Below are 21,027 nucleotides of genomic sequence, written 5' to 3' on the forward strand. Positions count from 1 at the left end.
CCTTCGGGTGCAGCAAGAGCTGAGGCACGACTCGTGACGGGACCACCCACCGGAACCTCCCGTTCCAAGCGTTAAAGACGCCTCGGCTTCGCCATCGGGTCGCCTCGCCTGCGGCCTCGGCGTGGGCTCGCCTACGGCATCGCGTGCTAGGTGGCGCGGTCGAGGGCGTCTAGTTGGGCCTGGATGCGTTGTGCCTCTTCGGTTCGGCCCTGCTGTTGGTAGATCTCCAGTGCTTCTTGCCAGGCCGCGCGGGCCTCGTCGTGCTGGCCCAGGGCGGCGTGTGGGGCGCCTAGGCCTGCGAGGGCTTCGGCGATTGCGTAGTCGTAGATGAGTTCGCGTTGCAGGGCCAGGGATTCGCGGTAGTGGTCCACGGCTTCCTCGTGGTCGCCTGCGAGGTGGGCGATGTAGCCGAGGCTGTCGAGCGTGCCTGCTTCGCCGGAGGGGTCGTGGTGTGCGCGGTAGAGGGACAGGGCGGCTTGGCAGTGTTCGCGGGCCTGTTCGTGGTTGCCGAGGCGGGCGTAGAACCAGCCGACGCCGTTCAGGGCCCCTGCTTGCCAGACCGGGTTGTCCAGGGAGCGGCTGAGAGTTAAGGAGTGGAGGGAGTGTTCCAGGGCTTGCTGGTCGTTGCCCTGTTGTTCGTAGGCCCTGGCCAGGACTGTGTGGGTGTGGGTTTGGGCGGTTTCGTCGCCCTGTTGTTCGGCTAGGGACAGGGCCTGTTGCAGGTGGGTCATGGCTTGCTCGTGCTGGCCCAGTTCGGCGTGGACGAGGCCTAGCTGGCGGTGGCCCAGCACTAGGACGGCTGGGGCTGGGAGGTGTTCGGCGGCGGGGAGGGCGGTTTGCCAGGTGTTGATCTGGTCGCGGTGGTGGCCGCGTAGTTGGTGGTAGGTGGAGAGGGACCAGGCCAGTTGCCACACGGGCCGGTGCCACTCCTGGGTTGCGGCGGTGTGTTGGGCGGCCAGCAGGCAGAGGTGTTCGGTTTGGAACCAGTCCATGGCCGCCGCCGCGTCTGGGAGCGGGTGGGGTGGGGAGGTTGGTGGGTCCAGTTCGATGTCTACGCGGTGCAGGTGCACCAGGCGGTCGGCGGTGTGGGCTGTGTGCAGGTAGAAGTCGATCGCGCGGCGTAGTGCTGCTTCGCGTGCGTCTGGTGGCAGGGGTTGGGACGCGGCGTAGTGGCGGATCAGGTCGTGCATGCCGTAGCGGCCGGAGGTGTCCTGGGTGATCAGGGAGGCCTGCTCCAGGGCGCGGAGCACGGTTCGGGTTTGGGGTGGAGAGAGGGCGGTCAGGGATGCGGCGGCGGGGAGGGTGATGTCGGGGCCCGGGGCGATGGACAGCAGGCGGAAGACTGTGGACTGTTCGTCGGTGAGTGCGTTGTAGGACAAGGAGAGGACGGCGGGCAGGCTTGCCACTGGGTCGCCCTCGTCCAGGACGTCGAGCAGGCTTTCGCGTAGTTCGGTGGCGATCGCGGGGAGGGACGAGCGGGAGTAGGTGTGGACTCGGCCCGCGATGATGCTCAACGCAAGCGGGAAACCGCCGCACAGGCGTACTAGTTCGTCCACCGCAGCGGGTTCGGCGGCTACTGCGGTGGTGCCGAGCCGGGCGGCCAGGAGGTTGCGGGCTGCGGGCTCGTCGAGGACGTCCACGGACACGTGCCGGGCGTTGTGGCTGGTGATCAGGCCTGGCAGGCGGTTGCGGCTGGTCACCAGGACGGTGCAGGACCTGCTGCCTGGTAGCAGTGGGGTGATCTGGGTGGTGTCGGCGGCGTTGTCGAGCAGCAGGAGCATCCGTTTGTTCGCCATCAGGCTGCGGAACAGTGCTGTCTGGGCGTGTGGGTCGACCGGGATGCGGCCGGACTCGACTCCCAGGGCGTCCAGGAAACCGCGTACTGCCACCGTCGGGTGCAGCTGGTCGCCGTCGGGGCTGAAGCCGCGCAGGTCCACGTGGAGCTGGCCGTCGGGGAAGCGGTGGGCGTGCTGGTGGGCCCAGTGCAGGGCCAGCCAGGTCTTGCCCACGCCGCCCGAACCGGCGATGGCGGTGATGACCGTCGTGGCCGAGGGGTCCAGGGCGGTGTTCAGGGCGTCCAGTTCGTCCTGACGGCCTACGAACGGTGCGGGTGGCATCGGGAGCTGGCGGGGCACGACCGGTTCCGCGAGCGTGTTGCGGAACGCGCCGGCCAGGGCGGAGTCGGCGTTCAGCAGTTGCTGGTGCAGGTCCTGCAGTGCGGCGCCGGGTTCGGTGCCCAGTTCTTCGACCAGGCGTGCGCGGACCTGGCGGTAGTGCTCCAGGGCGTCGATGGTGCGGCCTGCCTGGTGCAGGGCGAGCATGTACTGGCCCGCCACCCGCTCGTCCAGCGGCTGGTCTGCGCTGCGCGCGGACAGCTCGCTCACCAGCTGACCGCCTTTTCCGAGACGCAGCAGGGCATCGGCCAGGTCGTGCTCGGCGGCCAGCCGTTCCTGGCACAGCCGGTCGCGTTCGGCTTCGGCCCACGCACCGTCGACGCCGGTCAGCGGTTGTCCCTGCCACAGCGCCAGTGCCTCGGTCCACGCCCGCACCGCCTGGCCGTCGTCACCTCGGGCGCGCGAGCACAGATCGCGGAACTGGTGCAGGTCCGTCACCGGTTCGGCCGTGTCGGTGATCAGGGCATAACCGCCGGAGCGGCGCACGATGTTCACGTTGTCGGCGGCGGCCAGCGCGCGGCGCAGGCGGGAGATGTAGCTCTGCAGCGTCGCCCGCGACCGTTGTGCCACATCGGCACCCGACACCCGCTCGACGAGGCGGTCCACCGGCACCACGCGGCCCGCGTCCACGGCCAGCGCGGCGAGCACGCAGCGCTGCTTGGGTGTGCCGAGGTCGACGCGCCGGCCGTCGATCTCCGTGCTGACCTCGCCCAGCAGGCGCACCACCACCGCCACGCAACACCGCCCCCTCGCCTTCGTCCATGACACCACAGACGAAGGCGAGGGACGCGGGCTTTCCCCCTGGCTGGTGAGCGGAGATCACCCGCACGCCACCTTGATGCTGTTGGACGTGCGGATCCACGCGTGGGTGCCGATGCCGCTCTTGATGAGCGCGCGGTACGTCTTCGTCTTCGTGCCGTTGCAGGTGTACGTGGTGACGGCGTACTGGTTGGTCTTCCACACGCCGGACCGGACCACGTGGTCCTTCCAGCTCAGCGTCGTCTTCTCCTGGACCATGATCGTGAAGCCGGTGGTCGCCTGGTCGCAGTTGAAGAACCCGCCGAGCCCGTCGATGAAGTTGCCGCGCTTCTGCACGTGGATGTTCACGTTCTTGTCCGGGTTGCACGCGGCCTGCACGCCCAGGTCCTGCGCCGACGCGCTTCCCGGCACGAGCAGCGCCGCCGCGGTGAGCGCGGCGGCCGTGGCGGTCACGAGAATCTTCCTCAAGGCTTTCTCCCCTTCTCGGCAGGTGTGAGGCCACCTTGACCGAGGGGTCGTGCAGGTTTCTTGCACGCTTTCTGCATTGCGCAGGTCATGAACCAGGCGGAAAACCGGCTGACCACGGGCTCGCGCCTTGCTAGCTTCCGCTCATGACGCGCCTGACAGAACTCAGGAACGGATTCCTCGACGGCCTCCACGGGAGGTCCGTCCGGCAGTTCTCCACCATCGAGGAGCTCCGGGCGGAACTCGGTGCGGAGAAGGTCGTCGCGTTGATCACGGCCACCGGTGCGCGGCGGCGCGCGGATCGCGTGCGGGAAGCGGACGTGCGCAGCAGCACCGGGCCGAGGTCACGCGATCGGTTCGCCGGCCTGGGGATGCTCACCAGGGCTCGTCGAACTCCCCGTCTTTGGCGCCCGCTACGAAAGCGTCCCACTCGGCCATCGTGAACACGAGGACCGGTTCGAGCTGCTTGGAGTTGCGCATGGCGACGTAGGTGGCGCCGTCGGTGTGCGGCACGAAGGCGATCTCGACGTGGCCGTCCTCCGGTTCGGGCTCCGGCGGGCGCTTCCACTCCGCGTCGCGGAGGTCCAGGTTTCCGCGCACATGGGCTTTGTCGTCGTAGATCGGCGCGCTGTCGGTCATGCGAAAGAAACTATCGGATATGAGCGAGGGGCCCGCAGCGGCATGCTGCGGGCCCCTCGCGGGAAAGAAGATCAGGCGGTCTCGGTGATCGGCCGGTCGACCCACGACATCATGTCGCGGAGCTTCTTGCCGGTCGCTTCGATGGGGTGGTTCTCACCCTCCTGCTGAAGCTTCTTGTAGTTCGCGCGGCCGTTGTCGTCTTCGGCCACCCACTCGTTGGCGAAGGTGCCGTCCTGGATCTCGCCCAGGATCTTCTTCATCTCCTCCTTCACCGCGGGGGTGATGACGCGCGGGCCGCGGGTCAGGTCACCGAACTCGGCGGTGTCGGAGATCGAGTAGCGCATGCGGGCGATGCCGCCCTCGTACATGAGGTCGACGATCAGCTTGAGCTCGTGGAGGCACTCGAAGTACGCGACCTCGGGGGCGTAGCCCGCCTCGGTCAGCACCTCGAAGCCCGCCTGGACGAGAGCCGACGCGCCACCGCACAGAACGGCCTGCTCGCCGAAGAGGTCGGTCTCGGTCTCTTCCTTGAACGTCGTCTTGATGACGCCGGCGCGGGTGCCGCCGATGCCCTTCGCGTAGGACAGGGCGAGGGCCTGCGCGTTGCCGGAGGCGTCCTGCTCGACCGCGATGAGAGCGGGCACACCCTTGCCGTCCACGAACTGGCGGCGGACCAGGTGACCGGGACCCTTCGGCGCGACCATCGCAACGTCCACACCGGACGGTGCGGTGATGAGGCCGTAGCGGATGTTGAAGCCGTGGCCGAAGAAGATCGCGTCGCCCTGCTTGAGGTTCGCGGCGATCTCGTTCGCGTAGATGTGGCGCTGCGCGGTGTCCGGCGCCAGGATCATGATGACGTCGGCCCACTCGGAGACCTCGGCCGGCGTACCGACCTCCAGGCCCTCTTCCTCGGCCTTGGCGCGGGACTTCGAGCCCTCCTGCAGGCCGATGCGGACCTCGACGCCCGAGTCGCGCAGGGACAGCGCGTGGGCGTGGCCCTGGCTGCCGTAGCCGATCACGGCCACCTTGCGGCCCTGGATGATGCTCAGGTCGGCATCGTCGTCGTAGAAGATCTCGACGCTCACTGTAATTCCCTACTCTCTGGATTTATCGAACCGCGGTGGCGGTGATGGAACGAGCGCCACGGCCGATGGCGACCATGCCGGACTGGACGATCTCGCGAAGCCCGTAGGGCTCCAGCATGCGCAACAACGCGTCGAGTTTTTCAGACGTGCCGGTGGCCTCGATCGTGACCGCCTCGGGCGACACGTCGACGACCTTCGCGCGGAAGAGCTGAACGGTCTCGAGGACCTGGGACCGCACCGTCGCGTCGGCCCGGACCTTGATCAGAACCAGTTGCCGCTGAACGGAAGCGGCCGGCTCCAGTTCAACGATCTTGATGACGTTGATGAGCTTGTTGAGCTGCTTGGTCACCTGCTCCAGCGGCAGCTCGTCGACCGACACCACGATGGTCATGCGGGAGATGTCGGGGTACTCGGTGCGGCCGACCGCCAGCGACTCGATGTTGAAGCCACGGCGGGAGAACAGGCCGGCGACGCGCGCGAGCACACCGGGCTTGTCCTCGACCAAAACGCTCAGCGTGTGCCTGGTCATCACAGATCCTCGTCGAACAGGGGGCGGATGCCGCGGGCGGCCATGATCTCGGAGTTGCCGGTGCCCGCCGCGACCATCGGCCACACCTGGGCGTCCTTGCCGACGACGAAGTCGATCACGACCGGCCGGTCGTTGATCTCCAGCGCCTTCGCGATCACCTCGTCCACCTCCTCGCGCGACTCGGCCCGCAGGCCGACGCACCCGAGTGCCTCCGCCAGGAGCTTGAAGTCTGGGATGCGGTGCTTGTGCGTCCCCAGATCCGTGTTGGAGTACCGCTCGCCGTAGAACAGCGTCTGCCACTGCCGGACCATGCCCAGGTTGCCGTTGTTGATCACGGCGATCTTCACCGGCAGGCCCTCGATGGCGCAGGTGGCGAGCTCCTGGTTGGTCATCTGGAAGCAGCCGTCGCCGTCGATGGCCCACACCGTGCGGTCCGGCACACCGGCCTTGATGCCCATCGCGGCGGGAACCGCGAAGCCCATCGTGCCGAGGCCGCCGGAGTTGATCCAGGTGCGCGGGTGCTCGTACTTCACGAACTGCGCGGCCCACATCTGGTGCTGGCCGACGCCCGCCGTGTAGATCGTGTCGGCCGGCGACAGCACGCCGATCCGTTCGATGGCGTACTGCGGCGACAGCGTGCCGTCCTCCGGCCAGTCGTAGCCGAGCGGGAACGTCTCGCGGATCGAGTTCAGCGTCGCCCACCACGGCGCGAGGTCGACCTTCGTCGCCGTCTCGCGCTCGGTGCGCAGCGCGTCGATCAGCTCGGTGATGATCTCCTTGCAGTCACCGACGATCGGCACGTCGGCGCGGCGGTTCTTGGAGATCTCGGCCGGGTCGATGTCCGCGTGGATGATCTGCGCGTCCGGCGCGAACGAGTTCAGCTGGCCGGTGACGCGGTCGTCGAAGCGGGCGCCCAGTGCGATCAGCAGGTCCGACTTCTGCATCGCCGCGACGGCCGCGACGGTGCCGTGCATGCCGGGCATGCCCATGTGCTGCTCGTGCGAGTCCGGGAACGCGCCGCGCGCCATCAGCGTCGTGACGACCGGAATGCCGCTCTCCTCGGCGAGGCGCAGCAGTTCGGCGTGGGCGTCCGCCTTGATCACGCCGCCGCCCACGTAGAGAACGGGCTTGTGGGCGTTGACGATCAGCTTGGCGGCTTCGCGGACCTGCTTGCCGTGCGGCCGGGTCGTCGGCCGGTAACCGGGCAGGCGCATGTCGGGCGGCCACGAGAAGCTGGTCTGCTCCTGCAGCACGTCCTTCGGGATGTCGACGAGGACCGGGCCGGGTCGGCCGGTCGACGCGATGTGGAACGCCTCCGCGATCGCCCGCGGGATGTCCGCCGGGTCGGTCACGAGGACGTTGTGCTTGGTGATCGGCATCGTGATGCCGCAGATGTCCGCCTCCTGGAAGGCGTCCGTGCCGATCAGCGGCCGCGACTGCTGGCCGGTGATCGCGACGATGGGCACGGAGTCCATGTTCGCGTCCGCGATCGGGGTGACGAGGTTGGTCGCACCCGGTCCCGAGGTCGCCATGCAGACCCCGACCTTGCCGGTGGCCTGCGCGTATCCGGTCGCCGCGTGTCCAGCGCCCTGCTCGTGGCGGACGAGGATGTGCCGGACCTTCGTGGAGTCCAGCAGCGGGTCGTACGCGGGAAGGATCGTCCCGCCGGGAATGCCGAACACCACTTCGCAGCCGACCGCCTCCAGCGATCGCACAAGCGACTGAGCACCGGTTACACGAATCGGTGCGCCACTGGGCGGGGCCGGTTTGGGCCGCGGACCTGGACGTGGCGACGTGGGCTCGGAAGCCTGTCGCGATGGTGCGCTGGTCATCTCATTGCCTCGTGGGTATCGGGGTCCGGACACGAAAAAACCCTCGACAACCCGAAGTTGGGTCGTGCGAGGGTCGCGCGTCGACGCAGGCTGTTCGGCTCAGGCGTCGACGCGCCTGAGAAGTACGAGAACGAGCGTGCGCTGCATGAAGCGGACGTTATCGCCTCGCGCAAGAGTGCGTCAACTCTGCGGGATGGAATTCCCGGATCGTGGACGTGGAACAATCGTCCGGGTGAAGAAGCTGGTCTTTCGCATCCCGGCGACAGCGCTGCTCGCAGCGGGTCTGATCGCCATCTGCGTGACCCCTGTGGCGTGGGTCGCTCCGGGACTGCAAGCGCTCTACGTTCTCCCCCTCGGGTACGCGTACTGGATCCTGCGCAACCGCACGACGGTCACGGAGGACACGCTCGTCGCACGTGGCGTCTTCGGCTCGACGACGCTGAAGTGGTCCGAGGTGAAGTCCATCCGCCTGGTGCGGAAGGGCTGGCTCAAGGCCGTCAAGGAGGACGACACCGAGGTGACGCTGCCCGCGGTGCGGTTCATGCACCTGCCGGCGCTGTCACTGGTGAGCGGTGGGCGGGTGCCGGACCCGACGATCAAAGAAGTGCCGGAAGCCGTCGCCGAGGACGTCACCGAAGACGCGGCCGACGAGGTTGCGGAAGAAGTCGTGGAAGAGTCCGTACAGTCGGAGAAGTGATCAAACGGGTTCCGCTGCTGAGCCTGCTGCTGTCCATCGCAGGCCTGCTGACCTCGGCTTATCTGACGTACACGCACTTCAACGCGAGTGCGCTGCTGTGCTCGGCGGACGCGGTCATCGACTGTGAGACCGTGACCACGAGCGATCAGTCGGAGCTGCTGGGCATCCCCGTCGCGTTCCTCGGTCTGGCGTTCTTCGCGTTCCTGACCGTCATCTGCCTCCCGTTCGCGTGGCGGATCGACGCGCTGAGGTGGGTGCGGCTGGGAGCGGTCGGCGTCGGCGTGCTGATGGTCGTGTACCTGGTCGCCGCCGAGATCCTCATCATCGGCAAGATCTGCCTGTGGTGCACCGTCGTGCACGTGATCACGCTCGCACTGGCCTATCTGCTGGTGGCCGCGAGTCTGCGCACAAGTAACCTTTGAGGCACCGCTCCCAGACTGATGGACGCCCTCACCCCCGCGTCCCGCGCGTTTTTTCTTGAACTGAATCTGGAGGAGCAGTGCCTCAGCTCCGCTCTCGCACCACCACTCACGGCCGCAACGCAGCGGGTGCCCGCGCCCTCTGGCGCGCGACCGGCATGACCGACAGCGACTTCGGCAAGCCCATCATCGCGATCGCCAACTCCTACACGCAGTTCGTGCCCGGCCACGTGCACCTGCGCGATCTCGGGGACATCGTGGCCGAGGCGGTGCGCGAGGCGGGTGGCGTGGCACGCGAGTTCCACACCATCGCGGTCGACGACGGCATCGCCATGGGCCACAGCGGAATGCTCTACTCGCTGCCCAGCCGCGAGATCATCGCCGACTCCGTCGAGTACATGGTCAACGCGCACCAGGCCGACGCGATCGTGTGCATCTCGAACTGCGACAAGATCACCCCCGGCATGCTGAACGCGGCGATGCGGCTCAACATCCCCGTCGTGTTCGTGTCCGGCGGGCCGATGGAGGCCGGCAAGGCCGTCGTCGTCGAGGGTGTCGCCGTCGCGCCGACCGACCTGATCACCGCGATCTCCGCCTCGGCCTCCCCCGCCGTGAGCGAGGACGGGCTCTCCGAGGTCGAGCGCTCCGCGTGCCCGACGTGCGGTTCCTGCTCCGGCATGTTCACCGCGAACTCGATGAACTGCCTCACCGAGGCCCTGGGCCTGTCGTTGCCGGGCAACGGTTCCACGCTCGCCACCCACGCCGCGCGCCGCGAGCTGTTCTCCGAGGCCGGCCGCGTCGTGGTGGAGCTGTGCAGGCGCTGGTACGGCGAGGACGACGAGTCGGCGCTGCCGCGGTCGATCGCGAACCGCAAGGCGTTCGAGAACGCGATGGCGCTCGACATGGCCATGGGCGGCTCGACGAACACCGTGCTGCACATCCTCGCCGCCGCGCAGGAGGGCGAGATCGAGTTCACGCTGCAGGACATCGACGACCTGTCCCGCCGCGTGCCGTGCCTGTCCAAGGTGTCGCCGAACTCCGACTACCACATGGAGGACGTGCACCGGGCCGGCGGAATTCCCGCACTGCTGGGCGAGCTCTACCGCGCCGGGCTGCTGCACGACGACGTCACCTCGGTGCACACGCCGACGATGGCCGAGTGGCTCGGCAAGTGGGACATCCGCGCGGAGAACCCGTCCGCGGAGGCTCTGGAACTGTTCCACGCGGCCCCTGGTGGCGTGCGCACCACCGAGGCGTTCTCCACGTCGAACCGCTGGTCCTCTTTGGACACCGACGCGGCCGGCGGCTGCATCCGCGACTTCGAGCACGCCTACACCCGTGACGGCGGCCTGGCCGTGCTGCGCGGCAACCTGGCCGAGCGCGGCGCGATCATCAAGGCCGCCGGCATCGACGAGGAGCTGTGGCACTTCGAGGGCCCGGCGCGCGTCGTCGAGTCCCAGGAGCAGGCCGTCTCGGCGATCCTGAACAAGGAGATCCAGGCAGGCGAGGTGCTGGTCGTGCGCTACGAGGGCCCGTCCGGCGGCCCCGGCATGCAGGAGATGCTGCACCCGACCGCGTTCCTGAAGGGCTCCGGCCTCGGCAAGAAGTGCGCGCTGATCACGGACGGCCGGTTCTCCGGCGGTTCGTCGGGCCTGTCGATCGGTCACATCTCGCCGGAGGCGGCGGGCGGCGGCACGATCGGTCTGGTCGAGAACGGCGACCGGATCCTGATCGACGTGCACGAGCGGCGCCTCGAGCTGCTGGTGGACGACGAGGTGCTGGCCGAGCGCCGCGCCAAGATGGAGGCCTCCGAACGGCCGTGGCAGCCGGTGGACCGCGTTCGTCCCGTCACGGCCGCGCTGCGGGCCTACGCGCGGATGGCGACCGACGCGTCGACCGGCGCGGTGCGCGACCCGAGCCGTTAAAGAACTGCCGCGAGCGCCAAGCAGGCGCCGAACACGAGCCAGCCCGTCAGCGGACCGCTGACGGGCTGGCTCGTTCTCTTGACCATGGCGCCGCCGACGATGAGGCCCGCGAGCAGACCCAGCGGCGGTAGCAGGGATTTGGCGGTGAGACCGAACGGGAACGCCACCAGGTAGACGATCGGAATCCCGATCACCAGCAGGGCGAGCTGGAGCACCGCTCCCGTCAGGTTCTTCCGCATTCAGCAGTTCTTACCGGAACACGAAGAAGGTCACCGCCGCACCACCGGCTCCGAGCAGGAGTGCGATGAAACCGGCCGCCAGCGGGTGGCGGAACCAGCTGCGGTTGTAGTCCAGTGCCGCCCGGCCGGGTCCGGCGAACAGCGCCGCGAACGCCATGCCCGCGAGCGCCAGTTCCAGCTCCACGCCGTTCGGGCCGAAGAAGCCGCCCTTGTACTGGAGCGCGATGACGTTGGCCATCACGGCCAGCAGGCCCGCCGCGGCCAGGGGCGTGAAGAGGCCGAGGACGAGCAGCCCGCCGCCGGCCAGTTCCGTGATGCCGGTGACCCAGGCGAGGACGACCGACTCGCGGTAGCCCATCTTCTCCAGCGACTGCGCGAAGCCGTTGATGCCGGGGCCGCCGAACAGACCGAACACCTTCTGCAGGCCGTGCAGCACGAAGATGCCGCCGAGCACGGCACGCAGCCCGAGCAGGCCGATGTCCGGCCCCGCCGTCCAGCCGAACTTCTTGCGGTCGTCGTCGAACGGGTCGTCGTCCGCGTACGCCGGGCTGTCCACAGTGGACTTGTCCAGTGGCGTGTAGCCCGTCGTGTCGAACGCCTTGGTCGACGAGTCGTACGGCGATCCGGCGCCTTCGCCGACTCTGGTGGTGCCGTCGTCGAAGTGGTGCACTCCCCCTCCGCTGCTCGAGTAGAACGAGTCGTCGGAGAAAGCGCTCGATGTGGTCGAGCCTTTGTCGTGAGTAGCCACGCCCGCACGCTAGGAGACCCCGCGCGGGCGCGCGAGGGCCGAACGGCAGCCCAGTTTCACCCAGATGGACTAGCGGCCGTCAGTAACTCCCGTTCACAAGATTGCGCGGACGCTCCCCCGCGGCGTAGCGAGCGACCTCCGACGCGACGATCGCGTAGGCGCGTTGTGCGTGTCCCGTGCAGGATCCGGCCACGTGCGGGGTCAGCAGCAGGCCCGGTGCGGTCCACAGTGGATGATCCGCCGGCAGTGGCTCGGGATCGGTCACGTCGAGGGCCGCGCGCAGTCGCCTGGAATTCAGCTCCGCGAGCAGTGCGTCGGTGTCCACGACCGGGCCGCGGGCGCCGTTGACCAAGATCGCGTCGTCCTTCATCGCGGCCAGGAACTTGGCGTCGACGAGGTGCCGGGTCTCCTCGGTCATCGGCGTGAAGATCACCACCGCGTCGAACTCCGGCAGCAGGTCCGGCAGCTCGTCGACGCCGTGCACGCCGTCACGGGCGGTGCGGCCGACCAGCACGGCGGTGGCGTCGAACGGTTCGAGGCGCCGCCGCAGCTGATCGCCGAGGTCGCCGGCGCCGACGATCAGAACCTTCTTGTCCTGCAAGGTGTCCGTCAGGTGGTAGTCCCAGTGGCCCTCGACGCGGGACTTTTCGAAAACGAGGAACTCCCGGTAGATCGCCAGCAACGCGCCGATGGCCCACTCCGCCGTGCTGCCGCCATGCGCGCCACGGCAAGTGGACAGCATCACACCGTCCGGCACCTTGCCGACGAAGTTCTCCGCGCCCGCGCTCAGCAACTGCACGAGTTTGAGATTCGGCAGCTGCGCGAAGACGTCGCGCGGATCGGTGCCGGCGAGGAACTTCGGCACCAGGACCTCGGCGTCGATCCCGTCTGACGGCAGCGGTTGCCCCGGCGTGTAGCGAACAGGCCGGACACCGTCCACCTGAGACAGCGCCTGAACTCCGAAATCATCTGGCACGAGCACGGTGAGCGTCACCAGTGCAAAGTACGTCAGAATGTCGACCATGCGGGAGCACGACGTCACCTCCTGGGACGGTACGAAGATCCGAACGTGGCAGGCGCCGGGCGAGGGCCCGCCGGTGCTGCTGTGTCCCGGCGTGGGTTCCGGCCCGGAGTCGTGGCCGTCGCTGTCCGAGCGCGGTGGCCTGCTCGGCTGGTACATGCGCGGCACGATGGGCTCGGACCGGCCGGTCGACGAGCGGAACATCTCGCTGGACGACCACGTGTCGGACGCGATCGCCGTGCTGGACGACGCGGGCATCGAGCGGTGCGTCGTCATGGGCTGGTCGATGGGCGTCACGATCGCGGCCGAACTGGCGTTGCGTCATCCCGAACGGGTGGCGGGCCTGCTGCTCGTCGCGGGCGCGCCGGGCGACTCGTTCGACGCGATGCTGCCGGTGATCCCGAAGAACGCGCGCCGGTTCGCCGGCCACCTGGCCACGCGGATGCTCAGGCAGGCCGGACCGTTGCTCGACAGGGTGCTGCACCGCGTCCCGGTGACCGACCTGACGACGTTCCTGCTGCGGCACAGCGGGGTGATCAAGCCGAGCAGCGACCCGAAGGCCGTGACGAACGCCGTCGCCCGGTTCCTGCAGCACGACTGGCGCTGGTACTTCACGCTGGCGCTCGCGCTCGGCGAGGCCGCGCGCCAGGACCTCAGCCCGATCGTGTGCCCGATCACACTGCTGGCCGGTCGCGACGACGTGCTGACGACCGCGGAGAGCATGTCCGGCCCCGTCGGCGCGCTGCCCCAGGCACGGCTGAGGGTGCTGCCGTGCAGCCACTACGTGCCGTTGGAGGCACCGGAGGTCGTGGCGGCCGAGCTGGACCTGTTGCTCGACCGGGTGCGTGCCGTCGACTTCGCGATCGAGACGACGGTCGGAGGGACGTTCACCTGATGGTGACCGGCGGAATCTCGGCCGATTCGCGGCCGAGAGGAAGCCGAAGCAGCGAAGGAACCTGGCGAACACACGTTCGATACGATCCTTCGCGTGAAGCTGGTGGTGCAGGTGAAGCTGCTACCGACGCCGGTCCAGGCGGCGGCGCTGGCGGCAACCCTGCATGCCTGCAACGAGGCCGCGGATTACACGTCAGGGGTGGCGTTCGAGCGGAACGTGAAGTCTCGCAACGAGTTGCAGAAACTCTGCTACCGCGAGATCAAGAATCGGTTCGGTCTGTCGGCGCAGCCCTCGGTGCGGGTGGTGAAGAAAGTCGTCGATGCCTACACCGCCCTGCATGCCACGATCCGGGCAGGAAACCTCGGCGGAGAGAAGTCCAAGCGCCGCATCAAGGCCGAGTCGAAGCCGATCGAGTACCGGGCGACGGCAGCGCAGCCGTTCGACGATCGGTGCCTGTCGTGGTGGCTGGACGCGCGGAGGGTAAGCATCTGGACGACCGCGGGCAGGTTGAAAGACATCCAGTTCGCCTGCTCGCCGGACCAGTTGACGACGCTGCACGCCCACCGCCGGGGTGAGTCGGACTTGCTGTTCCGCGACGGCATGTGGTTCCTGATCGCCACTTGCGAGATCCCAGAACCCGAGGTGTTCGAGCCTGCCGACTGGATCGGCGTCGACCGCGGCATCACCAACCTGGCCACCACCTCGGACCTGGACAACTTCCAAGGCCGCCGCCTGCAACGCTACCGCCGCTGGCACGCCCGCAAGCGCGCCGAACTCCAGGCCCAGCGGACGAAATCAGCGAACCGTCGCCTGAAGAGGCGGGCACGTAAAGAGGCCCGTCACGCCACCCACATCAACCACCGCATCGCCAAGCAGATCGTGGCTGTTGCCGAACGCACCGGCCGCGGCATCGCCCTGGAGGAACTCCACGGCATCCGCGGCCGGGTACGGCTCCACCGGCACCAGCGAGCCACACAGTCATCCTGGCCGTTCCACCAGCTCGAACAGCACATCACCTACAAGGCCCGCCGGGCTGGTGTACCGGTGCTGCTGGTCGACGCCCACCACACATCGCAAATGTGCCCCAGGTGCACGCACACATCCCGCTCGAACCGTCCCACCAGGGACACGTTCTCGTGTCGCCGATGCGGTCTCGCTGGACCCGCCGACGTCGTCGCCGCCGTGAACATCCGTGACCGCGCACGGCGCGCGTGGGTATTCGTCAACATGCCCTTACCCACAGCTGCCTGAGCAGTTGTGGGTAGATGCGGCCCCGCACGTCACAGCCAGTGGCGGACGAGGAACGCGACTTGGCTTGGAGGAATCGACCGCAAGCTCGTTTTCTTCGCTAACCAGGAGTTGACGGTCTCGCACCTAGCCTGGGCACCGTGGTTCGTTCCGTCGCGTTGTTGGCCGCCGCCTGCCTGCTGGCAGGGGGCTGCGCGAGCTTTCCTGACGAGCCGGCCCCCACGAGCTGGAGCGCACAACCACAGCTGACCCCGCAGGCGGGCCCGAAGCCCGAGCTGCCGGGCGAGTTCCGGCCGACGCCGGGCGAGCAGGGCCGCAACCCCGCCCCGACGAGCGTGCCGCCGCCGCAGGGCTGCAAGGACTTCAGCCCCCTGGTGATAGCCACGTGCCTCAACACCGTCACCGGGGTCGCCCCGATCGGCGCGGACGCCCAGGGCGGTGTCGCGGCGTACGCGACGGAACGCGGCGGACGCCTGGTCAAGGTCACCAAGGACGTCGACCCGGTCGTGATCGCCCAGCTGGAGGTCGACGCGACGACCGACGGCGGCCTGACCGGCCTCGCCTTGTCCGCCACGTTCGCCGAAGATCAGCTCGCCTACGTCTACGTGACGACCGCGACGGACAACCGGGTGCTGCGCATCGCGCCCGGTGACGCCCCGAAGCCCATCCTCACCGGCATCCCCAAGGGCCCTACCGGCAACCGCGGCGCGCTGGCCAGCGACCGCAAGGGCGCGATCCTCGTGGCCACCGGCGACGCGGGGAACCCGGCACTCGCTGCCGACCCGAACTCGCTCGCCGGCAAGGTGCTGCGCATCGACGGATCAGGCCAGCCCGCCCAGGGCAACCCCACGGCCGGCAGCGCCGTCGTCACCTCCGGCCTGCGGCTACCGGGCGGCCTGTGCGTGTCCGCGGACGCCGCGATGATCTGGGTGACGGACTGGTCGGCGAACGCCGACGCCATCTACAAGGTCACCCCCGGCAAGCTCGGTGACGCGGCGTGGACCTGGCCGGACCGGCCGGGCGTGATGGGCTGCGCGTCCCTGTCGAACGTGCTCTGGGTGAGCACGGCGAAGACTCCCGGCCTGCAGAACCTGCCGATGAACCCCACCGGCGCGTTCACGGGCAAGCCGACCGTCACCATGGACGAAGCCAACGGCCTCGGCAGGATGGGGCCGATGGAGCAGCTGAACGACTCGGCCGCGCTCGTCGGCACGATCAACAAGGTCGGCGGCCAGCCCGTGTCGTCGGACGACAGGGTGGCGATCGTGGTGCGTTCGGACAGCGAGATCCCGGGCAAGGACTAAGTCCCTCAGGTCGCGAACGCTTCGCCACCTGTGCGCCACCACCGCGCGTAGACGTCGCTCTCCTCCACCAGCTTCAGGTACCCGGCCGCGACCTGCTCGCACAGGTCGTCGATCTCCTCGGCGACCGGCGCGTCGCGACGCCAGGCCAGCACGACCTCGCGGACCAGCGGGTTCCCGGCGATCGGCAGCCGCGCGACGCCCGGCGGGGTGCCGCCGACCGGGTAGAGCGGGCACACCGCGCCGGACTCCCTGATCAACGTCAGCACGACGTGCGCCTCGCTGCTGAAGTGCGCGATCCGCTGCTCGAACCCGGCCGCCGCGCACTCGCGGGCGAAGTGGGCGTTCATGCCGCTGTCGTCCGGCTCCGGCATGACCCACTTGTCGCCGGCGAGTGCGCTGAGCCGGATCTCGGGCTCGGCCGCGTGCGGGTGGTGCTCTGGCACGCCGACGAACAGCGGCTCGCGGGTGAGCAGGCGATGTCCCACGTTCGGCGGCAATGTGAGCGGAGTACCGGGAAACTGACGCAGGACAGCTATGTCGAGTTCGCCGGTGGTGAGCAACGCGGTGAGCGTGCCGGTTTCCTTGACGGTGCGGCTCGTGACGTTGTCGCCTAAGGCGGCCACGAGTAGTCCGAAGTGATGAGCGGGGATTCCCGCGAGCCTGGTAGGAGCGCCGGAACTGTGCGCGTTACGGCGCGTTACGAGTTCCAGCGAGTGCAACTGCGCGAGCATCGACCGCGCTTCCCGCACGAAATCCTGACCGGTCGGCGTGAGCCTCGCACCATCGGCCGTGCGCAGGAACAGCGCCCCGCCCAGATGGTCCTCGATGCGTTTGAGCTGCGTCGTCACAGCGGGCTGGGTGAGGTGCAGGCGTGCGGCCGCCTTGCGCATGCTGCCGCAGTCGGCGATCGCCACGACCAGTTCGAGGTGCCGCACTTCGAGACGCATGCGCCCGATGTTATCGCTGAATGTAATAGCCCCAACACCCTCCGGAATCTCGCGTGAGACATCGCGGTCTCGATACGTTCGCCAGCGTGATGAAATTGGCCGAGCGCCCGACGCACACCGAGGCGGTGCTGTTTTCGGATCGCGCAGTGAAAACGTTTCTGGAGGCCGCGTCCGCCGAATACTCCTTCATCACCGAGGACGAACCGAGACCGTGTTTCGCGGTGTTGCTCGGCCGCTGCGCCGACGCGGAGGCCGTGGTCCAGGAGGTGGCGTTCGGCCGCAACGCGCGGCTGACCGACCCCTCCGCGCGTGAGGAGTTCGCGTCGACGATCGTGCCGCGGTTCGGCACGGCGTACGAGAACCCGGTGCGGGCGTGGTGGCTCGACCCCGCCGACCTGCTGGCGATCACGCGCTCGGCGGACTCACGGGACCTGGACGTTCTCGGCTCGATCCACCTGCACCCGGACTGGCACCGGCTGGGGCCCGAGTGCGAGCGCGACCGGCCGTTGAGCGACAACCCGACGCCGATGGACGAGCACATGTTCCGCAACAGCGGGTGGCCCGTGAACGTCGTCTGTTACCTCGAACGCCGCCATGGCGGTCTCTACTACTCGCTTGCCGCGTGGGACGCCGAGTGCCTGCGCCTGCCGTTGAGGATGAACCACGCATGAGCGAACAGATCTACTCGTTGTGGCAGCGCATGGAGCAGGGCTGGGCCAACGGCGACAGCGAGGCGTTCGCCGGTGTCTTCGCCGAGGACGTCGACTTCGTGACCGTGCGCGGTGAGGAGCTGTTCGGGCGGCGGGCCGTGGCTGCGGGCCACGCGCAACTGTTCGCCGGGCCGTACCGCGCCACCTTGCTCACCGCGGAGATCAGCCTGATCAGGCCGCTGACCGACGGGATCTCGGTCGTCCACGTGACGTCCTCCATCGCCCCGGCTGGCATCACCACCCACGCGCAGGCCGTCGTGGTGCAGCGTGCCGACGGGTGGGAGATCGCCGCGTTCCACAACATGATCCCGAAGGGAACGTCATGACCAGGCCTCGGTTGCGGCACATCGCGTTCGTCGTGCAGGACGCGAAGCAGATGGCGGACTTCTACACCTCGCGGTTCGGGATGGAGCTGTTCCACACCGACCCGGACGGCAGCCACTTCGTCACCGACGGATACCTCAACCTGGCGTTGATCCAGCAGCGGCTGGACGGTGACGTGCCGACCGGGTTCAACCACTTCGGGTTCCAGGTCGAGTCCGTCGAGCCGTACCTGGAGTCGCTGGAACCTCGTCCGGCGCTGCGTGGCGGTGACCGGCCGTTCGCGGAGTACCGGGCGATCGACCCCGAGGGCAACTGGTTCGATCTGTCCGCGCACGGCTTCCTGCCGCCGGGCGCCGGGGAGTCCTGAGGGGCGTTTTCGCTGCTCAGAGGCTTCGGTGTTTTGCCGGCCGGGAGCGGGGAACCCTGGCGCGGGGTACTGATGAGCAGGGCGGGGAAGGCTGTCGGGGCCTCCCCGCCCTGCTCTGTTCCGTGCTAGCGGGTGCCGGTCCAGAAGATGGCCCGCGCCACCTGCGCGTACAGGCCCTTCGGGTGGTTGCGGAACATCGGCTCGGTGCCGAACAGCACGACCTTCGCGCCGTTCGCCGACGTACCGGACACCACCGCCGCCTGACCCACAGCGGCGTCCTGACCACCCGTGCCGTCGTCACGTGGACGCCAGTGACCTGCGGCGATCACGGTGCTTCCGTAGCGCTGCTCGACCGTCACGCCCGTGCCGAGGTTCGTGAACCACTGCGGTGAGTAGACGAACGAGTGCGGCAGCGCGCCAGTGCCGATCGGGCCGGTGCCGTTGACCATGTTCACCACACCGTTGGCGTCCTCCCAGCCCGCGACCGGGGTGGCCTGCAGCAACTTGGCGTCGACGTTGAACTTGCCGCCCGTCGCGCCGCGGGTGACCACGCCACCGCGCTTCAGGAACTCGTCGAGCGCCGCCTTGGCCGTGGCGTTGAGCTGCGCGTAGTTCAGACCGGACGACACGAACAGCACGTCGATCCGCGACCAGTCGAAGCCCGCGTTGAGCACGTTCGTGGAGATCGTGCGGACGTCGAAACCGGACTCCCGCAGCACCTGCAGCTCGTCCGGGCCGACCGCGGCCGCGATCGTCTTGCGCTGCAACGCCGTTCCGCCCGGCTTGGCGGTGGTGAACCGGACGCCGTAGCGGTCGGCGACCTCCTTCGCGGCGAGCCGTTCGGCTGCCGGGACCACGATCGTGCCGTCGTCCTGGCGGCGCAAGACGATGCCACGGCCGAGGAGATCGTTGACGGCGTTGGCGTCCTTGGCGTCGTTCAACGTCAGGGCGAGGTCGGCACCGGGAACAGCGTCGACGTTGCCGGTCGGGGCCGCCGCGACGACGTCCTTGCCGTTGAAGTGGAACGCGCCGTTCTTGTAGATGTCGATCGACGCACCCCAGAGCAGGCGATGGCTCCAGCCGGAGATGTCGTACATGACCGGCACCTTGGCGCTGATGTCGCTGCCCTGCTCCAGCATCACGTTCGCGAGCGCGCGCTTCGGCTGGTGCATGTCGACCACGTACGACCCGGCCGAATAACGCTTACCGCCCAGCGTGAACGGCTTTTCCGCGCGTTCGACCCGGACGTCGTGCGAGACCAGGAGGTCGACGAGCCGGGCAGCGGCGGGCCCCGACCGGTCGTTCGTGATCACGTAGGCGCGCGGGAACTCCGTGCGGTAGCGGTCTTCCGGTCCGAATCCCGGCACGAACCCGTCCGGGATCTCGCGCTGCGGCTCACCGGCCTTGCCACGGCGGAACATCTCGACCTGGTTGGAGATCAGCTCACCGCGGTGGTCGTCCACGTAGTCGATCGTGGTCTTGATGGTGGACTCGACGACGTCGGTGTTGATCTTCGCCCGGCGCTGCAGCTCGGCCGCGGGCAACGTCTCGTACGCCTGCCGGTTGACCTGCTGCGGGATCTCGATCGTGTACGAGATGGCGCCGTGGTACATCGAGTACTGGGCGGTGTAGATCGGTGCCCAGCCGTCCCACACGCCGGGGTCGTAGTCGCGGAACGGGATCTCCGGCTTCGCCGCCTCCGGGTGCCCCAGCGACTGCACGCCCTTCTCCATCACGAGCCCGTTGGCCAGGCCGTGCTTGATGTAGAGGTCGAAGTCGTAGTTCTGGCCGTGCGGCGGCGTGGTCGGCTCGATGAGCGTGTTCTGCACATAGCCGTGCTCGTCCAGCATCATCAACGGCTGGGTGTTCTCGACCATCTCGCGCATGGCCCGGTTCTCCGGCTGCGAGCTCGTGACGAAGTCGCGGTTGAGGTCGAAACCCGCGTTGTTCTGCCGGGTGCCGGCCACGCGACCGTCCGGGTTCGCCGTGAGGTTGAAGTAGATCCTGCTGCGGCGCAACAGGTTCTGCGTCTCGCGGTCGTTGGACGTGGCGAGGTGCTCGATGACCCGGAGCGCGCCGTCGGTGCCCTCCCACTCGTCACCGTGGATGTTGTTGTTGATCCACACCGGCGCCTTGTACAGACCCGCGGGGACCTTGCGCCCCTCTTCGACGTTCGCCCGGAACTGTTCCTGCAGACGGGTTTCCGCCGGACTCTCGGGCGCGGTCAGCGTGACCAGGTACAGGTCGCGGCCGAGCCCCGACTGGCCGGCGACCTCGACCGAGATCCGGTTGCTCTTCTGCTGCAACGCGTTCAGCTTCGGCGCGAGCGAGTGGTACGGCGCCAGGTTGAGCTTGATGGTCTTGTCGGCGGGGTTCTCGGGATACGTCCGCAACTTCGTCCGGCGCGGATAGCCCTGGTAGCGGTCGGCCTGGTTCTCCCCCTGAGCCAGGACGAGGTTGGCGCCGACCGTGTCCACGGCCGCGATTTCGTTGCGCTCGGGCCCGTTTCCAGGCTCTCGATCGGGGTTCGGTGGTTGTGCCGTACCACTGACGGGCGCCGCCACCGCCGCGGTGACCGCCAGAAGCAAAGCGAGCAGAGTTCTGCGCATCGGTCGTTTCTCGCACAACGGCCCGCTCATCGACTAGAGCCGATAGGCGGGCCGTTGTTTCCCCTCGGTCAAGACCTGAACCAAGAGAGTG

The 21,027-nt window shown here is 68.4% G+C and carries 20 protein-coding genes; 9 read left to right on the top strand and 11 right to left on the bottom strand.

The genetic code is table 11. The features are described 5' to 3' along the window. Positions 1 to 146: 146 nt before the first annotated feature. The 6 genes from SK803_RS11090 to SK803_RS11115 form a co-directional block, all read right to left on the bottom strand. Entirely contained in the window at positions 147 to 2,909 is a 2,763-nt protein-coding gene (locus tag SK803_RS11090; RefSeq protein ID WP_319965784.1) for an AfsR/SARP family transcriptional regulator, read from the bottom strand. 84 nt (positions 2,910 to 2,993) lie between these two features. Further along, positions 2,994 to 3,401, bottom strand: coding sequence for a hypothetical protein (locus SK803_RS11095; protein WP_319965786.1), 408 nt, complete (start codon positions 3,399 to 3,401; stop codon positions 2,994 to 2,996). Positions 3,402 to 3,773: 372 nt separating this feature from the next. Continuing rightward, on the bottom strand, positions 3,774 to 4,037 hold the full coding sequence (locus SK803_RS11100) for a DUF397 domain-containing protein (RefSeq protein ID WP_319965787.1): 264 nt from the start codon (positions 4,035 to 4,037) through the stop codon (positions 3,774 to 3,776). A gap of 71 nt (positions 4,038 to 4,108) precedes the next feature. Continuing rightward, positions 4,109 to 5,122 (bottom strand): ketol-acid reductoisomerase, encoded by a 1,014-nt coding sequence (ilvC, locus tag SK803_RS11105; RefSeq protein WP_319965788.1) that lies wholly within the window; start codon positions 5,120 to 5,122, stop codon positions 4,109 to 4,111. A gap of 22 nt (positions 5,123 to 5,144) precedes the next feature. Next, the gene (gene ilvN / locus SK803_RS11110; RefSeq protein ID WP_045310681.1) at positions 5,145 to 5,651 is read right to left on the bottom strand and encodes an acetolactate synthase small subunit; all 507 of its coding nucleotides are present in this window, start codon (positions 5,649 to 5,651) and stop codon (positions 5,145 to 5,147) included. Then, positions 5,651 to 7,483, bottom strand: a complete 1,833-nt coding sequence (locus SK803_RS11115) for an acetolactate synthase large subunit (protein WP_319965789.1) — start codon at positions 7,481 to 7,483, stop codon at positions 5,651 to 5,653. The genes ilvN and SK803_RS11115 overlap by 1 nt, the downstream gene beginning before the upstream one ends. Before the next feature lie 232 nt (positions 7,484 to 7,715). On the opposite strand from SK803_RS11115, the gene SK803_RS11120 reads away from it, so the two are divergent. The 3 genes from SK803_RS11120 (at position 7,716) to ilvD (ending at position 10,524) form a co-directional block, all read left to right on the top strand. Then, positions 7,716 to 8,180, top strand: a complete 465-nt coding sequence (locus SK803_RS11120) for a PH domain-containing protein (protein ID WP_319965791.1) — start codon at positions 7,716 to 7,718, stop codon at positions 8,178 to 8,180. After that, complete coding sequence (locus SK803_RS11125; RefSeq protein ID WP_319965792.1) at positions 8,177 to 8,602, top strand: vitamin K epoxide reductase family protein; 426 nt, start codon at positions 8,177 to 8,179, stop codon at positions 8,600 to 8,602. Before SK803_RS11120 ends, SK803_RS11125 begins: the two co-directional genes overlap by 4 nt. 77 nt (positions 8,603 to 8,679) lie before the next feature. Continuing rightward, on the top strand, positions 8,680 to 10,524 hold the full coding sequence (gene ilvD / locus SK803_RS11130) for a dihydroxy-acid dehydratase (RefSeq protein WP_319965793.1): 1,845 nt from the start codon (positions 8,680 to 8,682) through the stop codon (positions 10,522 to 10,524). On the opposite strand, the gene SK803_RS11135 is transcribed toward ilvD, so the two are convergent. The 3 genes from SK803_RS11135 to SK803_RS11145 form a co-directional block, all read right to left on the bottom strand. After that, positions 10,521 to 10,763 (bottom strand): hypothetical protein, encoded by a 243-nt coding sequence (locus tag SK803_RS11135; protein WP_319965794.1) that lies wholly within the window; start codon positions 10,761 to 10,763, stop codon positions 10,521 to 10,523. The genes ilvD and SK803_RS11135 overlap by 4 nt on opposite strands. A gap of 10 nt (positions 10,764 to 10,773) precedes the next feature. Next, positions 10,774 to 11,511, bottom strand: a complete 738-nt coding sequence (locus SK803_RS11140) for a DoxX family protein (protein WP_319965795.1) — start codon at positions 11,509 to 11,511, stop codon at positions 10,774 to 10,776. A 79-nt stretch (positions 11,512 to 11,590) separates the two neighbouring features. Continuing rightward, positions 11,591 to 12,535 carry a 2-hydroxyacid dehydrogenase gene (locus tag SK803_RS11145; protein ID WP_319965796.1) on the bottom strand — a complete coding sequence of 315 codons (945 nt, stop codon included), beginning with the start codon at positions 12,533 to 12,535 and terminating at the stop codon, positions 11,591 to 11,593. On the opposite strand from SK803_RS11145, the gene SK803_RS11150 reads away from it, so the two are divergent. The 3 genes from SK803_RS11150 to SK803_RS11160 all read left to right on the top strand — a co-directional run bounded on the left by SK803_RS11150 (position 12,534) and on the right by SK803_RS11160 (position 15,979). Continuing rightward, complete coding sequence (locus tag SK803_RS11150) at positions 12,534 to 13,427, top strand: alpha/beta fold hydrolase (RefSeq protein WP_319965798.1); 894 nt, start codon at positions 12,534 to 12,536, stop codon at positions 13,425 to 13,427. The genes SK803_RS11145 and SK803_RS11150 overlap by 2 nt on opposite strands. A 93-nt stretch (positions 13,428 to 13,520) precedes the next feature. After that, on the top strand, positions 13,521 to 14,678 hold the full coding sequence (locus SK803_RS11155) for an RNA-guided endonuclease InsQ/TnpB family protein (RefSeq protein WP_319965799.1): 1,158 nt from the start codon (positions 13,521 to 13,523) through the stop codon (positions 14,676 to 14,678). Positions 14,679 to 14,815: 137 nt separating this feature from the next. Next, positions 14,816 to 15,979, top strand: coding sequence for a PQQ-dependent sugar dehydrogenase (locus tag SK803_RS11160; RefSeq protein WP_319965800.1), 1,164 nt, complete (start codon positions 14,816 to 14,818; stop codon positions 15,977 to 15,979). A gap of 5 nt (positions 15,980 to 15,984) precedes the next feature. Here the strand turns inward: SK803_RS11160 and SK803_RS11165 are convergent, their stop codons facing one another. Further along, positions 15,985 to 16,926 carry a LysR family transcriptional regulator gene (locus SK803_RS11165; protein WP_319965801.1) on the bottom strand — a complete coding sequence of 314 codons (942 nt, stop codon included), beginning with the start codon at positions 16,924 to 16,926 and terminating at the stop codon, positions 15,985 to 15,987. Positions 16,927 to 17,072: 146 nt separating this feature from the next. On the opposite strand from SK803_RS11165, the gene SK803_RS11170 reads away from it, so the two are divergent. From SK803_RS11170 to SK803_RS11180, 3 genes are read left to right on the top strand one after another with little or no spacing between them, the layout of a single operon-like run. Next, positions 17,073 to 17,597 carry an MPN domain-containing protein gene (locus SK803_RS11170; RefSeq protein WP_319965803.1) on the top strand — a complete coding sequence of 175 codons (525 nt, stop codon included), beginning with the start codon at positions 17,073 to 17,075 and terminating at the stop codon, positions 17,595 to 17,597. Further along, positions 17,594 to 17,962 carry an SgcJ/EcaC family oxidoreductase gene (locus SK803_RS11175; RefSeq protein WP_319965804.1) on the top strand — a complete coding sequence of 123 codons (369 nt, stop codon included), beginning with the start codon at positions 17,594 to 17,596 and terminating at the stop codon, positions 17,960 to 17,962. The genes SK803_RS11170 and SK803_RS11175 overlap by 4 nt, the downstream gene beginning before the upstream one ends. Continuing rightward, the gene (locus tag SK803_RS11180) at positions 17,959 to 18,327 is read left to right on the top strand and encodes a VOC family protein (RefSeq protein WP_319965805.1); all 369 of its coding nucleotides are present in this window, start codon (positions 17,959 to 17,961) and stop codon (positions 18,325 to 18,327) included. The genes SK803_RS11175 and SK803_RS11180 overlap by 4 nt, the downstream gene beginning before the upstream one ends. 125 nt (positions 18,328 to 18,452) lie before the next feature. Here the strand turns inward: SK803_RS11180 and SK803_RS11185 are convergent, their stop codons facing one another. After that, positions 18,453 to 20,936, bottom strand: a complete 2,484-nt coding sequence (locus SK803_RS11185; RefSeq protein ID WP_319965806.1) for a M14 family zinc carboxypeptidase — start codon at positions 20,934 to 20,936, stop codon at positions 18,453 to 18,455. Positions 20,937 to 21,027 lie beyond the last annotated feature (91 nt).

This window comes from Lentzea miocenica (assembly GCF_033949945.1).
GTDB classification, from domain to species: domain Bacteria; phylum Actinomycetota; class Actinomycetes; order Mycobacteriales; family Pseudonocardiaceae; genus Lentzea; species Lentzea miocenica.

Excerpts from the sequence above, each read along its gene's own strand:
- SK803_RS11100 (WP_319965787.1), bottom strand. The coding sequence starts at position 4,037 with ATGACCGACAGCGCGCCGATCTACGACGACAAAGCCCATGTGCGCGGA.
- ilvN (WP_045310681.1), bottom strand. The coding sequence starts at position 5,651 with ATGACCAGGCACACGCTGAGCGTTTTGGTCGAGGACAAGCCCGGTGTG.
- SK803_RS11115 (WP_319965789.1), bottom strand. The coding sequence starts at position 7,483 with ATGACCAGCGCACCATCGCGACAGGCTTCCGAGCCCACGTCGCCACGT.
- SK803_RS11135 (WP_319965794.1), bottom strand. The coding sequence starts at position 10,763 with ATGCGGAAGAACCTGACGGGAGCGGTGCTCCAGCTCGCCCTGCTGGTG.
- SK803_RS11150 (WP_319965798.1), top strand. The coding sequence starts at position 12,534 with ATGCGGGAGCACGACGTCACCTCCTGGGACGGTACGAAGATCCGAACG.
- SK803_RS11145 (WP_319965796.1), bottom strand. The coding sequence starts at position 12,535 with ATGGTCGACATTCTGACGTACTTTGCACTGGTGACGCTCACCGTGCTC.
- SK803_RS11165 (WP_319965801.1), bottom strand. The coding sequence starts at position 16,926 with ATGCGTCTCGAAGTGCGGCACCTCGAACTGGTCGTGGCGATCGCCGAC.
- SK803_RS11175 (WP_319965804.1), top strand. The coding sequence starts at position 17,594 with ATGAGCGAACAGATCTACTCGTTGTGGCAGCGCATGGAGCAGGGCTGG.
- SK803_RS11180 (WP_319965805.1), top strand. The coding sequence starts at position 17,959 with ATGACCAGGCCTCGGTTGCGGCACATCGCGTTCGTCGTGCAGGACGCG.
- SK803_RS11185 (WP_319965806.1), bottom strand. The coding sequence starts at position 20,936 with ATGCGCAGAACTCTGCTCGCTTTGCTTCTGGCGGTCACCGCGGCGGTG.